The 14,614-nt window shown below is 47.5% G+C and carries 11 protein-coding genes and 1 pseudogene; 6 read left to right on the top strand and 6 right to left on the bottom strand.

What is annotated here, in order from left to right; all coding sequences use genetic code 11:
• A pseudogene (locus WG89_RS32415) lies at positions 1-200 on the top strand (transposase); the annotation flags it as partial.
• 344 nt (positions 201-544) lie between these two features.
• Complete coding sequence (locus WG89_RS26530) at positions 545-2,284, top strand: hypothetical protein (RefSeq protein WP_062270674.1); 1,740 nt, start codon at positions 545-547, stop codon at positions 2,282-2,284.
• Between the two features lie 70 nt (positions 2,285-2,354).
• On the opposite strand, the gene metH is transcribed toward WG89_RS26530, so the two are convergent.
• Both metH and WG89_RS26520 read right to left on the bottom strand, forming a co-directional pair.
• Positions 2,355-6,062, bottom strand: coding sequence for a methionine synthase (gene metH, locus WG89_RS26525; RefSeq protein ID WP_062270673.1), 3,708 nt, complete (start codon positions 6,060-6,062; stop codon positions 2,355-2,357).
• 248 nt (positions 6,063-6,310) lie between these two features.
• Entirely contained in the window at positions 6,311-7,519 is a 1,209-nt protein-coding gene (locus WG89_RS26520; protein ID WP_062270672.1) for a multidrug effflux MFS transporter, read from the bottom strand.
• A gap of 215 nt (positions 7,520-7,734) precedes the next feature.
• On the opposite strand from WG89_RS26520, the gene nfuA reads away from it, so the two are divergent.
• A complete protein-coding gene (nfuA, locus tag WG89_RS26515; protein WP_062270671.1) occupies positions 7,735-8,316 on the top strand; it encodes a Fe-S biogenesis protein NfuA in 582 nt (193 codons plus the stop codon).
• Between the two features lie 39 nt (positions 8,317-8,355).
• Here nfuA and WG89_RS26510 read toward each other — a convergent pair whose 3' ends face one another.
• Both WG89_RS26510 and WG89_RS26505 read right to left on the bottom strand, forming a co-directional pair.
• Entirely contained in the window at positions 8,356-9,093 is a 738-nt protein-coding gene (locus tag WG89_RS26510; protein WP_062270670.1) for an alpha/beta hydrolase, read from the bottom strand.
• Positions 9,094-9,302: 209 nt separating this feature from the next.
• Positions 9,303-10,541, bottom strand: coding sequence for a protein kinase domain-containing protein (locus WG89_RS26505; protein ID WP_062270669.1), 1,239 nt, complete (start codon positions 10,539-10,541; stop codon positions 9,303-9,305).
• Between the two features lie 152 nt (positions 10,542-10,693).
• Between WG89_RS26505 and greB the strand changes: the two genes are divergently transcribed.
• Positions 10,694-11,173, top strand: coding sequence for a transcription elongation factor GreB (gene greB, locus WG89_RS26500; RefSeq protein WP_062270668.1), 480 nt, complete (start codon positions 10,694-10,696; stop codon positions 11,171-11,173).
• Positions 11,174-11,341: 168 nt separating this feature from the next.
• A complete protein-coding gene (locus WG89_RS26495) occupies positions 11,342-11,734 on the top strand; it encodes a hypothetical protein (RefSeq protein WP_153301846.1) in 393 nt (130 codons plus the stop codon).
• A 33-nt stretch (positions 11,735-11,767) separates the two neighbouring features.
• On the opposite strand, the gene WG89_RS26490 is transcribed toward WG89_RS26495, so the two are convergent.
• Positions 11,768-12,844 (bottom strand): 3-deoxy-7-phosphoheptulonate synthase, encoded by a 1,077-nt coding sequence (locus WG89_RS26490; RefSeq protein ID WP_062270666.1) that lies wholly within the window; start codon positions 12,842-12,844, stop codon positions 11,768-11,770.
• Between the two features lie 236 nt (positions 12,845-13,080).
• Positions 13,081-13,851, bottom strand: a complete 771-nt coding sequence (locus WG89_RS26485) for a sulfite exporter TauE/SafE family protein (RefSeq protein ID WP_062270665.1) — start codon at positions 13,849-13,851, stop codon at positions 13,081-13,083.
• Between the two features lie 197 nt (positions 13,852-14,048).
• Between WG89_RS26485 and WG89_RS26480 the strand changes: the two genes are divergently transcribed.
• On the top strand, positions 14,049-14,614 hold a 566-nt coding region (locus WG89_RS26480), incomplete at its 3' end, for a LysR substrate-binding domain-containing protein (RefSeq protein WP_153301845.1).

Genomic DNA, 14,614 nt, shown 5'->3' with positions numbered 1-14,614 from the left:
AGTGGATGCAGTGGCGTCTGCAAACACGAGAAGGACGGGCGATTTACAGCCAGCGAAAACATACGATAGAACCGACCTTTGGGATACAGAAAGAAGCCATGGGGTATCGGCGTTTCATGGTGCGAGGGTTGGACAATGTGACAAAAGAGTGGTCGCTGGTTTGTCTTGCGTATAACTTGAGGCGGATGTTCAGCCTGAAACAAGTGAATGAAGAGCAGTGGTTGGAACTGGTCTTGTTGGCGACTTATCTGTGGCACTATTGGGCTGATCTGAGGCCAAGAGTGAGAAAAATCATAAGGACAAGTTGAAAATGTAATGCGCCGGAGAGGGTTTTATAAGTTCTCTCCGGAATAGTCAGAGTCTGAAATTACTTGAACTGCGTTTATGGGTTCAAGTCCGACAGGCTGCTAGAACAACGGTTGCCCCCACATCGCCCTTCTCAATAGCACCTTCTCATTGCAGTGTGTGGGATAGTTCTTATCCTCCAGAATATCAGTATGGTGAGATAGACAGCAGAGTCTCCGTGAGAACATCTGCTGAACTTATGGACGCTTTAAACAATGTATCCATCTCGGTTGATGCAGATCCTACCGTTGCTCCATCGTATCCAACCAGCTGCGACAATCAGGCCTTCCTGGATTACTTTCGTTACTGCCGATCAACAGGTCGGTATGATCGAACCTGTGTGAATGATGGTTTCAGGAGCGTTCTACCGAATCAGCGCTTATGTTCAGCAAATCATGACGCTGAGTACGAGTTCTTTATTAGCAGTTGGAGGGAGTGGCGAGATTATAATCATTGCGCAGGCGACGACAGCTATAGCACATTGGATTTTTGCCCCCCTTATCCGACAACACCGCCAGTACCTGCTAACAAAGGCTGGGTCATCCTGCTTGAAGCCGAAGAGTTTGAGATTACTGAGAGCTTGGCGCTTGATGACCGTTATCCATTTATTCTTTGTAGCAATGTTATTGATGTAGACAGTGGTGAATATTTGCCCGTAACGATTAAACCTGCATCAGATCTTGATACTACAACCCCCCCTCTGTTAATGAGACGATCGCATCTTGGCCTTGCGAAGGTGGATTTTGTTTCAGGTGATTGGGTGAGTGACCAGCCTCTGATTCAATTTGAAGGGTACAGTAATTGTTTTGGAGGGAATGATTGTCGATTTAAGAAGTCTGAAATTAAAGCCAGGGATGTAGAGTTCGAAAAATCCTCTGCGTTAACGGATGCGTCGGTAATTTTGCGTACAGTGGATGCTGATCTGACAGTTGATGGTGCTGTTTTTAAGAACGCCTCTTCAAAGGGAGTCTCATATCGTAATACAGACAGCACCGCTAACTTCACCAATACCGGGTTTGTCAGCAGAGGTAATTCACTTGCCATTGAAGGAGGGCCATCCTCTGTCATCAATTTGAGAGCAGGGGTCTGGGGTATTGGGCTCGAAGAGGACGGCAGGGCTCCGAGGTTTTATCATGGCCTTCCAGCCTTTCTTTTTTTCCAGACATTTAATCCTGAAGATCCCCCCTGTATTGCCGGAGACTGGTCACTTGGCTTTCAGTTTGATACCTCAATGTATTTTTACTACGTCAATGCTGTTATTAACTGGGGGGCAGTGAGTGGTGAAAAAATTTCAGATATCAGTCGTTTTCCGGATTTGATCATCTCAGATAACAACTGTGGACCTGACCTGGTAGCAGTGTATTCCGGTTTTGGTGAGCCTGAAAACGAAACGACTACCGTATCCACTGAAAGTGAATATACAACCAATGATGGTGTCTCTGATTCTGATGATGAATCGACGACTCTGGTGACTACCAGTATCTCTACAACAGAGGATGATTTCGCTGAATTCGGTACAGATGAGCCTACTAATGAGTCATTGCCTACAGTGGTCAGTTTCGGTCTACCCACAGTGGCAACGTTATCTGAAGGAGAAACTTCATTTTCACCTGTGCCTACAACACCAACAGGTTACATGTCAGAAGGTTACATGTCAGAAGGTTATACCTCTACGATGATGACAACCATCAAAGATAATACAGGACTGAACAGTGATGAAATAGCTCTCATATTGGGGGTAACAGTAGTAGTGGGAGTGACTGTGGCTGTGGTTATTCCAACAACGCTGGGCATACTGTATTGGTACAACTATGTCAGACAGGCCGCTATCAATGCGGGAGATACCGAATCTCCAAAAGGTGTAAGCAGTCCCAACTTTGGTTCTAATGAGAATATGCTTGAACTGAACACTATGTATAAAAATATTGTGACAGATTAAAGACAGGAAATGATGGGAACAGATTTTTTATGCAGAAATCTGTTCCCGTTTTGATTAGCTATTCTGGCTCTTACTCGAGGTTTGGACGTAACCAGCGTTCGGCTTCTTCAAAACTCATACCTTTGCGTTCAGCGTAGGAAGCCAGCTGATCTTTGGCGATCTTACCCAGACCAAAGTACTTGGAATCAGGGTGAGAGAAATACCAGCCGCTGACACTGGCTGCTGGCATCATGGCAAAGTGTTCCGTCAGATTCACTCCGGTGTTTTCTTCACCTTTGAGCAGCTCAAACAGCGCTGTTTTCTCTGTATGATCCGGGCAGGCTGGATAACCGGGAGCAGGGCGGATACCGGTGTATTTCTCTTTGATCAGCTCTTCATTACTCAGAGCTTCTTCCGGCGCATAGCTCCAGTATTCCTTACGGACTTTCTCGTGCATGTGCTCAGCAAAAGCTTCTGCCAATCGATCGGCAAGTGCTTTTACCATGATGCTGTTGTAGTCATCACCCTGGTCTTCATAGGTTTTGGCAAGCTCATCGGCACCGATGCCTGCTGTCGTGATAAAACCACCCACGTAATCTTTCAGTCCTGTGGCTTTTGGCGCTACAAAGTCTGACAGGCAGAAGTTGGGTTTATCATCCGGTCTTGGGTTTTGTTGACGAAGGTGATGCAGCAATGTTTTGACTTCAGTTCGTTCTTCATCAGCATAGACTTCCAGATCATCATTATTGACCTGTGAAGCAGGCCAGAAACCAATAGCAGCACGAGCACCGATCTTTTTGTTTTCAACCAGGTCTTTCAACATGGCCTGGGCATCGTTGTAGAGGCTGGTAGCGGCTTCGCCGACAATTTCGTCTTCCAGGATTTTCGGGAACTTACCGGCCAGATCCCAGGTGATGAAGAATGGTGTCCAGTCGATATAATCCACCAGTACTTCAAGTGGGTAATCATCAAACACCTTTACACCTGTAAATGTAGGAACCGGTGGCTGATAATTGTTCCAACCCGCATCAAAACGATTATCAACCGCTTCCTCATAAGTCAGCAGTTGTCGTTTGTTACTCCGCTTTTCATGGCGTACGCGAATTTTCTCATATTCTACGCGTGTCTCTTCAATCAGCTCTGGCTTTAACTCTTTACTCATCAGTCGTGTGGCAATGCCTACACTTCGTGAGGCGTCGGTGACATAGAGCGCTACATCGTTTTGAAATTGAGGTTCTATCTTAACGGCTGTATGAGCTCTTGAGGTTGTGGCGCCGCCTATCAAAAGTGGCAGATGCATATCCTGACGCTGCATCTCACTGGCAACATGGACCATTTCATCCAGAGAGGGTGTGATCAGTCCACTGAGACCAATGATGTCTACATTTTCCTCTCGTGCAACCTGCAGGATTTTCTCGCAGGGCACCATAACGCCGAGATCAATCACCTCAAAGTTGTTACAGGCCAGTACCACGCCGACAATGTTCTTACCGATGTCGTGAACGTCACCTTTCACTGTGGCCATCAGAATCTTGCCGTTGGACTTAACTTCGCCGTCTTTTTCCTCCTCAATGAAAGGAATCAGATGGGCTACGGCCTGCTTCATGACCCGTGCGCTTTTTACTACCTGGGGCAGGAACATTTTGCCAGCACCAAACAGGTCGCCGACTACGTTCATGCCATCCATTAATGGGCCTTCAATGACATGGATAGGGCGGTCGGCCTGCTGGCGGGCTTCTTCGGTGTCTTCAACGATATAGGTGGTGATGCCTTTAACCAGGGCGTGTTCCAGACGTTTTTTGACGTCCAGTTCGCGCCAGGAAAGATCTTCCGTTTTCTTCTGCCCTGTGCCGCCGCCACGGTAGTCTTCAGCAATGGCCAGCAGGGCTTCTGTTGATTCGTCATTACGGTTGAGAATGACGTCTTCAACCTTTTCACGCAGCTCCTTGGGAATCTGTTCATAGATTTCCAGCTGACCGGCATTCACGATACCCATGGTCAGACCGTCTTTAATGGCGTGATAAAGGAAGACAGCATGAATAGCTTCCCTGACCGGGTTGTTCCCACGGAAAGAGAAGGAAACGTTACTGACGCCACCGGAAATCATGGCGTGAGGCAGGTTTTCTTTGATGTAGCGGGTCGCATTGATGAAATCTACGGCGTAGTTATTGTGCTCATCAATACCGGTAGCAACGGCAAAGATATTGGGGTCAAAGATAATGTCTTGAGGTGGGAAGTTCAGCTCGTTGACCAGAAGGTCGTAGGAACGTTTGCAGATCTCGATTTTGCGAGCTTCTGTATCTGCCTGGCCAGTTTCGTCAAAGGCCATAACCACGACAGCGGCACCATAATTACGGCAGAGACGTGCCTGATGGCGGAAAGCTTCTTCGCCTTCTTTCAGGCTGATGGAGTTAACAATGCCTTTACCCTGGATGCACTGCAGGCCCGCTTCGATAACATCCCACTTGGATGAGTCCACCATCACCGGTACTTTGGAAATGTCCGGCTCGGAAGCCACCAGGTTCAGGAAGGTTGTGATGGCCTTTTTGGCATCCAGCATCCCTTCATCCATGTTGATATCGATGACCTGGGCACCGTTTTCTACCTGCTGACGGGCTACGTCCAGAGCGGTGTCGTAGTCTTCTTCAATAATCAGGCGTTTAAAGCGGGCAGAACCGGTAACGTTACAACGTTCACCGACGTTGACGAACAGGGAGTCTTCAGAAATATTGAAGGGCTCAAGGCCACTGAGACGACAGGCTACAGAAATCTCCGGGATCTGACGTCTTTCAATGGTCTCCATTGTTTCTGCAATGGCTTTGATGTGTTCAGGAGTACTGCCACAGCAACCCCCGATGATATTCACCAGGCCGGATTCAGCGAATTCGCCAACGATGGCTGCCATCTCTTCAGGGGTCTGGTCATATTCACCAAAGGCATTGGGTAGACCTGCATTGGGGTGTGCACTGACATAGGTGTTGGCAATATTGGAGAGTTCTTCCAGATAGGGGCGCAGTTCACTGGCACCCAGGGCACAGTTGAGACCAACGGAGATTGGGTTGGCATGCTGAACCGAGTTCCAGAATGCTTCCGTGGTTTGACCGGACAGTGTTCTGCCTGAGGCATCGGTAATGGTGCCTGAAATCATGATCGGCAGCTCATAGCCCAGTTCATCAAACAGTTCTTTAACCGCGAAAATAGCCGCCTTGGCATTCAGGGTGTCGAAGATGGTTTCAATCAGAATGATATCGGAACCGCCTTCGATCAGGGCTATTGTTGCTTCTTTATAAGCTACGGCCAGTTCTTCAAAACTGGTGTTGCGATAACCCGGATTATTAACATCGGGTGAGATCGAAGCCGTACGGTTGGTTGGGCCAAGAACCCCGGCAACAAAGCGAGGCTTATCCGGATTCAGGGCAGTAGCCGCGTCCGCCACTTCCCGGGCAATTCGGGCAGACTCCCGGTTAATTTCCGGTACGAGATGCTCCATCTCATAGTCAGCCATGGCAATGGTGGTTGCGTTGAAGGTATTGGTTTCAAGTATGTCGGAACCGGCATCCAGATAGGACTGGTAGATTTCCTTGATGATTTCAGGGCGAGTCAGGGAGAGAAGGTCATTGTTGCCTTTCAGGTCACAGCCGTGATCTGAAAAACGCTCACCACGGTAGTCTTCTTCACCCAGTTTATAGCCTTGAATCATGGTGCCCATGGCGCCGTCAAGGATCAGAATCCGTTTTTCCAGTTGCTCTTTAAGAAGGTTTGCTTTTAGAAGGTTTGCTCTTTCTTGGCTGTTAGGCATGGGTACAGATTCCGGGCCAGTTCACTCTATTGCCATGAAACTCTATAGCTGACAGAAGATCAGTTTGACGGTTCATGGCTCTTTGTAAGAATTGTCAGGAGAGCGATGGTATCAGAAATACGCCTTAGAGTGTCTACTCCAAAGTGCTCATATAGAAACCAAAGACAGGACAGGGAGGAAAAGGTGTGGGAGTAAGGGGTTGAAGACATGCAATATAGGTCTGCATGCCTTCAAAGTTTTTATCAGATTCAGGCAGCTTGTACGGTTGCGTGAAGATCTTTGCTGGTATTGTTGCGGATGCAGAGTCCTGCAGCCAGAGTCGCCAGTAGAGTCACACTGGCCAGTGTCAGTGTTCCCATTTCCGGGAGAGAGCCTACCAGGCCGCTGACGACAGTAGCCAGCAGCATTTCTATAAAGAAAATCAGGCCTGCAGCCGTACCGACATTTTTTGTCATGTGTTCGGTGGCTCTGGCCTGACACAGTGGCATAAACAGACCCAGTCCCAACTCAAAAATGACAATACCGATCATATAGCCCAGGATGGAATTGCCCTGACTCCACCATGCGGTAGCAAAGGAAACTAAAGCACCTGTAGCCAAGGCCATCCAGGCCAGCCGTGTACTTTTTTGGCGACCAAGACGATCATTCAGTTTTGGACCAAAGGAAGCACTGAAAAGGTAGCCCGCAATCGCGGCAGCGAATAGGAAACCATAGTATTTGGGGGCCAGGCCTAACTGACTGATCATAACGAACGGCCCGCCAGCGACAAAGACGAAGGCGCCTGAAAAAGCCGCACCTGCTGCCAGAGTGAAGCTCAGATAACGCCAGTCGGTCAAAACGTCTTTGTAGCCGGATAAAATAGGGCTTCCAGCTTTTTTGGAGGCCTGATGTTTTTCCGGAATCATCATCAGTCCAAGCATGGCGACGATAGCCATAGAGCCCATGGCAATGAAGTTATATTGCCAGCCAAAATATTCCTGAATAAAGCCACCGGCAATGGGAGCCAGCATAGGAGCAATGGTCAGGCAGGCACTGATGTAAGATAGCATGCGAACTTCCATTTTATCCTGGAAGTAATCTCTGGCCAGGATTCGGGCCACGGCTGTACCAAAACAACCAAACAGGGCCTGGGCAAAACGGGCCGCTATAAACAGGTAAATGTTATCGGTCAGCAAGGTGGCTGCAGTTGCAACCAGATAAAGGGTGTAACCCAGCATCAGGGTTTTCTTGCGGCCAAGTCTGTCTGCCAGGGGGCCAACAATCAGCATGGACAGGGAAAAGCCGAGCATAAAGATGCCGACGCTCCACTGCGTAGTCGCACTGTTACTGCCAAAGAATTCCGTGATAGCAGGCAATGATGGCGAGAAAATATCAATGGACACTGGTCCAACTACGGCAAACAGTGTCAGGATCACCAGGACAGCGATAGGGTGTTTTTCTGGATTTAATGCGCTCATGAACGTCCGTTGATCAAGTTCCAGTCAAAAAAAGAGCGCGAAGATTGAAGACTTTTGGTTATAAAAGCAATCAGTTTATTTGCTAACTAGGATATATAGAACTACTGCGGAGCCAAACCGTACACCGAATTCTAATACCCGACTGTCCAGCTGGGGATTTCAACAGGCTCTGGAATGGCATAGAATGACGGCAGAATGATGAGAGGGTTCTTGAGTTGAATATTACATTCACGGAAGCAGCACAAAAATATCTGTCTACCTTGCTGGAAAAGCAGAATGTAGAAGGTGTTGGTGTTCGTTTGTTTGTTACCCAGCCCGGTACACCTTATGCCGAGACTTGCCTCGCGTATTGCAAGCCAGGTGAAGAGAAAGAGGGTGACCTGATTCTTGAGCTGGAATACTTCAACTGCCATGTTGAAGGCAAAAGTGAGCAGTATCTGGAAGAAGCATTGGTTGATTTTTCTGAGGACAAGCTGGGTGGTCAGCTGACCATCAAGGCGCCTAATGCCAAGCTGCCTCAGGTAAGCGAAGACAGCCCTCTGGATGAGAAGATCAATTATTTCCTGCAGACAGAGATTAATCCTGGCTTGGCATCCCACGGTGGGGTTGTTTCTCTCGTTGAGATTGACGAGGGTGTTGCAGTTCTTCAATTTGGTGGTGGTTGCCAGGGCTGCAGTGCCGTTGACATGACTTTGAAAGACGGTGTAGAAAAAACACTGATTGAGCGTATTCCTGAGCTGAAAGGCGTGAGGGATGTGACTGACCACAGTATTACTGAGAATGCTTACTTCAAGTAAGAAAGTCTCTGTGAAAGGCCGGCTCTTCAGCCGGCTTTTTTATGCATCACTGGAATGTTTTCCGGATTTGGCAATCCCTAAGAGAAAATCCACTGTCAGCTCAGGGTGTGTAATCATAAGGTCATGAGGCACTTCCATCTTGCGAGTAGGCCATCCCAGTTTCACTGCTTCATCATAGTAAGGCTCGATTGTACTGAATGAGGGGTTTGTACAGTGCAAGTAGTGCGCGGGAATCTCTGAGAGAGCGTGTTGTCTTTGTGGGGCCGGGGTCTGGTAAGTCTGTACAGGATGATGGCTGAGATGTTCTCGCACCCATTTGAGGTCGCAGGGCGACTTTATACCAAAGAACTCAGACTGAGGAGGTGGCATTCGATCGTTACCATAGTCTCTGGCTGACTGTAACCTTGATTCAACAACACTTTTTTCAATCTTTCCGAAGAGCGTTTCTCCGCTTTCCAAAAAGCAGCCATCCAGAATGATGAGTCTGTGTAACTGATCCACCATTCTGTCAGCAATGGCAGTGACCACAGCGCCGCTGAAACTGTGTCCGACAAGTGTAAACGCTTCATTACCGACCATTCTTTTAATCTGGCCCTGAAGGTCATCAATACAAAAAGTCAGGGTAATTCCGGTAGCATCTTCATCATGTCTTTCTCCCATGCCGGGAAGGCAAGGGGTAAACACCTTGAATCCAGCAGATGAAAGACCAGGAATAATTTTGTGCCAGCACCAACTGCCATGCCAGGCACCATGAACAAGGATAATATTTTGTTTCATTGCTAAATGTGTGACTTGTCTGGTCAGGATGTTTTAAGCAATCACTATAGCTTTGAATGAATGAAATTTTTCAATATAAATATATTATACAATCATATATTGCGTTGTTAATTAGGGAATCGAGATCTGTGCAAACTAAAAGAGAATACAAAAAAGGAAGGGCTGATTGTTAATCAGCCCGCATCTATAAAGGTGTGAGTTTCAGACTATTATCTTTTAATATCCCATTTCTCTTCAAAGCAACGGTGGGCTAAAGCTTTTTCTGATGTGAATCGCTTGTCTGGATCTGCTTCAAGCAGTTTGGGCAGGAGCTCTGCAATCATGAAGCGATGTCCAGAGCGAGTATTTCTTGTTAATGTTGCACTACAAGCTTCACGAAGCTTTTCGCCATATTCTATGATGGCATTTTTGGATCTTTCCAGTTTGCTGGTGTTTTGCAGAGTTTCACCTTTGTACTCATCCGTAATTCTCTGACAGGCTTCAGGGGCAATCCAATGAGCGAGTGTGACGCCCAGTGCCCACATGTCTCCGGCAGTTTCATAACCTTTATCGTGGGTGAAAGCTTCCGGTGGCAGAAGTTCGGGGTGTGGAACATTGAAAATCGTATCAGAAAAGTATTTTACCCGGTTCATCATAGCTTCATCGTGTGGTTCAGCAGCTTCTTGCTGTTGCTTGGCCATGCCAAAACCATCGAGCTTGAGTTGACCTTCATGTTCAACAATACATTCACTACCGAGACAGCCATGGGACATGCCTTTGCTATGGGTATAGGCTAGACATTCCAGAACCGGTTTCAGCTTGTCAGCAAAAGGCTTTAAGGCTTCACCTGGTTTGGGGCAGGTCATAACGGCAGGGGAGCCAGAGTAGGCTTTGAATTGTTTTCCATCCGCTTTTACAAGTGAGGGTAGGTGTTGAGCACCCGTATCACCTTCTTCTTTCTGTTGATGAAGTTTTTGAAGAGTTTCCAGTTCAGTCGTATGCCATTTTTCGAGCTGTCTGTTTTTTTCTTTTACTCTGTCTTCTAGCGCTGTGCAGGTTTCATCAAATTGTTCATCAGAGAGTTGGTTAGTTGGGCTGGTTTTCATCAATGTGACCCAGCCTTTGGTTTCGCCAGGCAAACGATTGTTTTGATCTACGCAACGTTGGATGGAGTCAGCACCTTCGTCTCCAGCCTCAACACAATACTGACCATTAACACCCACCAGGGCGCCTTTCGTTAGATGTTTGTCATTGACATAAAAGCGAGGAACAGGCTCTTTGGATTCAACGGCTCGATTGAAGATCGGTACCACCAATACTTCGACTCTCTCAAGTTTCAAAAGTTTGGCTACAAACTCAAGCTTGATGCTTCGCAGAAATGCATAGAGCCAGCTCTCTTTATATTGTTTCTCAATGGTGGGTAATTTGTTCGCTGAATGGGCGGAACCGGTTGTAGGCAGGGCTTCCATGAAGATCGTCCTTGATTGATCAATAATTTCACTATAGATGAAAATATAATCAAAATGAGCGTGTTAGTGGCTATTGAAGTAAGCAGTACTTTGATTAGCTGGCATCATTGATTAGGATGTTTTCTTAAATCACTCTTTTCATAGGAAATTCTGTGAAATCAAATCTCATCACTCAGGCAGGCAAAGATCAGCTTGAAGAAGAGCTGCGTTTTTTGTGGCGGGACAAAAGACCCAAAGTGACCCAGGCAGTTTCTGAAGCGGCAGCGCTGGGTGACAGGAGTGAGAATGCTGAGTATAAGGAAGGCAAACGCCTTTTAAGAGAAATTGATCGTAGAATTCGTTTCCTTACCAAGCGGCTGGATATCGTTAAGGTGGTTGAATATGCACCCGAGCAAGAAGGCAAAGCTTTTTTTGGGGCCTGGGTGGAGCTGGAAAATGAAGAAGGTGAAGTGCTTCACTGTCGGATTGTCGGTTCAGACGAAATTGATGTTAAGAAAGGACATATTACCGTCGATTCACCCATGGCCAGAGCGGTCATTGGGAAGCGGGTGGATGACGAAGTTCTGGTCAAAACGCCGGAAGGGCACAAAGTCTGGTATATCAACAAGATACAATACAAACCATTTAATTAATGGATGTGATGGATAGGTTTGTTCAACTTGTAACCAGAGTTGAGAGTCTGTTACCGTATTTCTACCTAAGATGGTTTTTGGGTGTATAACAGTCGGCCATAATCGTGTATTGTGATGCGCCTTTTTTCTTCCGCAATGTTTCTGGCTGTTCCAGTAAATAAAGGATCTGTGAAGCGTTATAAGCAAGCCATACTGTCAAATTTCTTCGTAGCTCAGATTATCAAACCCTGTGGTTCCCAGTTCACACACCTGGTTGAAGCCAATCTTGATATTGAGTCTCGCGCAGACCGTACACTGTGTACTGAAGTATTACACGGTGCGTATCGCTATGAAGTTTTGACGAACCACCTGCTGCCGGATGTCTGCCCTATCTGTTCCGCCATTCTTGATAGAAGAATCAGCAACATGCCTAAAGATCGTAAGATTACCTCAGGTTTTCCTGATGAGATTTGCTCGGAAGTGCCGGAGTCGCAAATGGATCTGCTGTCGGGTATGAGTGCGGAGAGGACTGAGGCAAAGGTGGAAGAGGCTAAACAGGGGCATCAGTTCGATCTGTTCTGACACAGCCATTGCTGACTGTGCCAGAGCATTCAATTACTCTGCGATTCGGGCAGGAAGAACGTCTTTCAGTTTTTCACTCATGTCACGCAGTGTCTTTTCAGTGGTTTCCCAGTCAATGCAGGCATCGGTAATCGAAACACCGTATTCCAGATCTTTCAGATCTGCGGGCACTTTCTGGGCACCCCAGCCAATATTGCTCTCAATCATCAGGCCGACGATAGAACGGTTGCCTTCAATAATCTGGTTGGTGACATTTTCCATAACCAGAGGCTGAAGAGCAGGGTCCTTGTTAGAATTCGCGTGAGAGCAGTCCACCACCACATTAGGTTTGATACTGGCCTTTTCCAGTTCCTGCTCGCATAGAGTCACGCTGACGGAATCGTAGTTTGGCTTACCGTTACCACCACGCAGAACAATGTGTCCGTATTTGTTGCCCTTGGTGCGGGTCACCGCTACCTGACCATTGCCATCAATTCCCAGGAAACGGTGGGGGTTGGATACTGAGTTCAGAGCGTTAATAGCTACTTCCAGACCACCATCGGTACCATTCTTGAAACCAACCGCAGAAGACAGACCACTGGCCATTTCCCTGTGGGTCTGGGACTCGGTGGTACGGGCGCCAATGGCTGACCAGGAAACCAGATCCTGCAGGTACTGCGGAGAAATCGGGTCCAGAGCTTCTGTGGCAGAAGGTATGCCCAGTTCAGCAACGTCCATCAGCAGGCGGCGGCCAATATGCAAACCTTCTTCAATCTTGAAAGAGTCATTCAGGTGAGGATCGTTGATCAGTCCTTTCCAGCCAACAGTAGTACGTGGCTTTTCAAAATAGACGCGCATGACCAGATAGAGAGTGTCGCCCAGCTCATCCGCCAGTTTCTTCAGGCGGTTGGCATAGTCCATGGCTGCTTCAACATCATGGATAGAGCAGGGACCGATAACAACAAACAGGCGATGGTCTTTGCCATCCAGAATGTTGCGGATAACTTCACGGCCTTCAGAGACAGTACGCTCAGCAGCTTCACTCAGAGGAATTTCTCTTTTCAGCTGCTCTGGGGTGACCAGTAAGTCCTGAGATTCAATGTTCAGGTTTTCAATTGGTAATACGGCCATTGATTGCGCTCTCAACTTTAATTATGACTCCCTTCCGGGTTTGCGCCGTAGATTGCTGACCCGGATAAGGAAAAACCGGGATTGTACAGATCAGCGACGGTCGTTCACTCTAATCAAGAGCTCGGTCAGCTGCAACCCCATGAAGTGGAAATTCGCTTAATTTTAAGTCGTTCCTTTTAACGTGAAAATCACTTCATTTCTAAAGTGATGAAATGATTTTCATTGCTCAGAACTGCTCAAAGCAGGTAACGAACGCCCAGTACCAGGAGTATGGTAGCCAGAATCATTCTCATAATATTCTCAGGCAGGTACTTACCTATCTTGGTCCCCACATAAATGGCTGGCAGAGAGCCCACCATCAAAGCGGCCAGAAGGTTGAAATCAACATTACCCAGCCAGATATGGCCAATACCCGCTACCAGTGTCAATGGCACAGCATGGGCCAGTTCAGTACCGACTACCCTGACTGAAACCAGGGCAGGGTAGAGTAGAAGCAATATTGCAGTCCCCAGCGCGCCAGCACCCACCGATGAAAGTGTGACCAGAACACCCAGCGCCATTCCCATGAAAACTGTGAAGTACTTAAGACGATTGCCTGTCAGTTTTGCCTTGCTCTGGAACTGCAATTTGTTCAGTTTGTTGCTAAATATAAGCACCAGCGCTGTCAATGTGAGCATAAAGCCAAGGCAGGTACTAAGTATCGGGCTATAATGATCGCTTCCGGCGAACAGATATTTCAGCAGGAAAATGGTCAGTAACGTAGCAGGAATACTGCCGACGCAAAGTAACTTGACCAGTTTCCAGTCCACACTCTTTTGTCGGTGGTGAACCAAGACACCACTGGCTTTGGTAAGGGCTGCATAGAGAAGATCCGTGCCAATGGCAATGTGTGCGGGAAACCCGAATAAAAGGAGCAGCGGAGTCATTAAAGACCCGCCTCCTATGCCGGTTAAGCCGACGGCAAAACCCACGCCGGCACCCGCTGAAATGTAGAGCAATGTGTCCATGAAATATGGTCTAAAGTTATAAGTAGCTCAGGCGATGTTTGAAATCATGATAAAACCCACATGATTCGCTGGTAACTGTAGCGACCGGCTAGTATTCTTGGAAGTAATTAAATGGCATTCTCTTATGCCGCTAAGAACTAAGAGTGCTCATATTTTTTCACGCTATGGGTAGAAGTTAGCTCGACCGGAGGCCATCAATGAAGCTGCAACAACTGCGCTATATCTGGGAGGTCGCTCACCATGATCTCAATGTATCCGCCACAGCGCAGAGTCTGTATACCTCGCAACCCGGTATTAGCAAACAGATTCGCCTGCTCGAAGATGAGTTGGGTGTCGAGGTGTTTGCCCGTAGTGGTAAACATCTGACCCGTATCACTCCTGCTGGTGAAAAGATTATAGAGACTGCGGGTGAAATTCTCAGGAAAGTCGAAAGTATCAAACAGGTAGCCCAGGAGTTCAGTGATGAACGCAAGGGTTCTCTGTCCATTGCTACGACTCATACACAGGCACGCTACGCATTGCCGGATATCATCAATAAATTTATTGCCCAGTATCCTGACGTATCACTGCATATGCATCAGGGCACACCTATTCAGATTGCTGAAATGGCGGCAGATGGTACCGTCGATTTCGCTATCGCTACTGAAGCGCTTGAACTGTTTAATGACCTGGTGATGATGCCTTGTTATCGCTGGAATCGTTGTGTACTGGTACCCAGAGATCATCCATTAGCCCAGATTTCTGAACTGACTCTTCAGGATGT

It is taken from the genome of Endozoicomonas arenosclerae (assembly GCF_001562015.1).
GTDB lineage: Bacteria > Pseudomonadota > Gammaproteobacteria > Pseudomonadales > Endozoicomonadaceae > Endozoicomonas_A > Endozoicomonas_A arenosclerae.
Note: the sequence above shows the minus strand (reverse complement) of the source record. Positions and strands in the feature narration are given on the sequence as shown.

Excerpts from the sequence above, each read along its gene's own strand:
- WG89_RS26530 (WP_062270674.1), top strand. The coding sequence starts at position 545 with ATGGACGCTTTAAACAATGTATCCATCTCGGTTGATGCAGATCCTACC.
- metH (WP_062270673.1), bottom strand. The coding sequence starts at position 6,062 with ATGCCTAACAGCCAAGAAAGAGCAAACCTTCTAAAAGCAAACCTTCTT.
- WG89_RS26520 (WP_062270672.1), bottom strand. The coding sequence starts at position 7,519 with ATGAGCGCATTAAATCCAGAAAAACACCCTATCGCTGTCCTGGTGATC.
- WG89_RS26510 (WP_062270670.1), bottom strand. The coding sequence starts at position 9,093 with ATGAAACAAAATATTATCCTTGTTCATGGTGCCTGGCATGGCAGTTGG.
- WG89_RS26505 (WP_062270669.1), bottom strand. The coding sequence starts at position 10,541 with ATGGAAGCCCTGCCTACAACCGGTTCCGCCCATTCAGCGAACAAATTA.
- WG89_RS26490 (WP_062270666.1), bottom strand. The coding sequence starts at position 12,844 with ATGGCCGTATTACCAATTGAAAACCTGAACATTGAATCTCAGGACTTA.
- WG89_RS26485 (WP_062270665.1), bottom strand. The coding sequence starts at position 13,851 with ATGGACACATTGCTCTACATTTCAGCGGGTGCCGGCGTGGGTTTTGCC.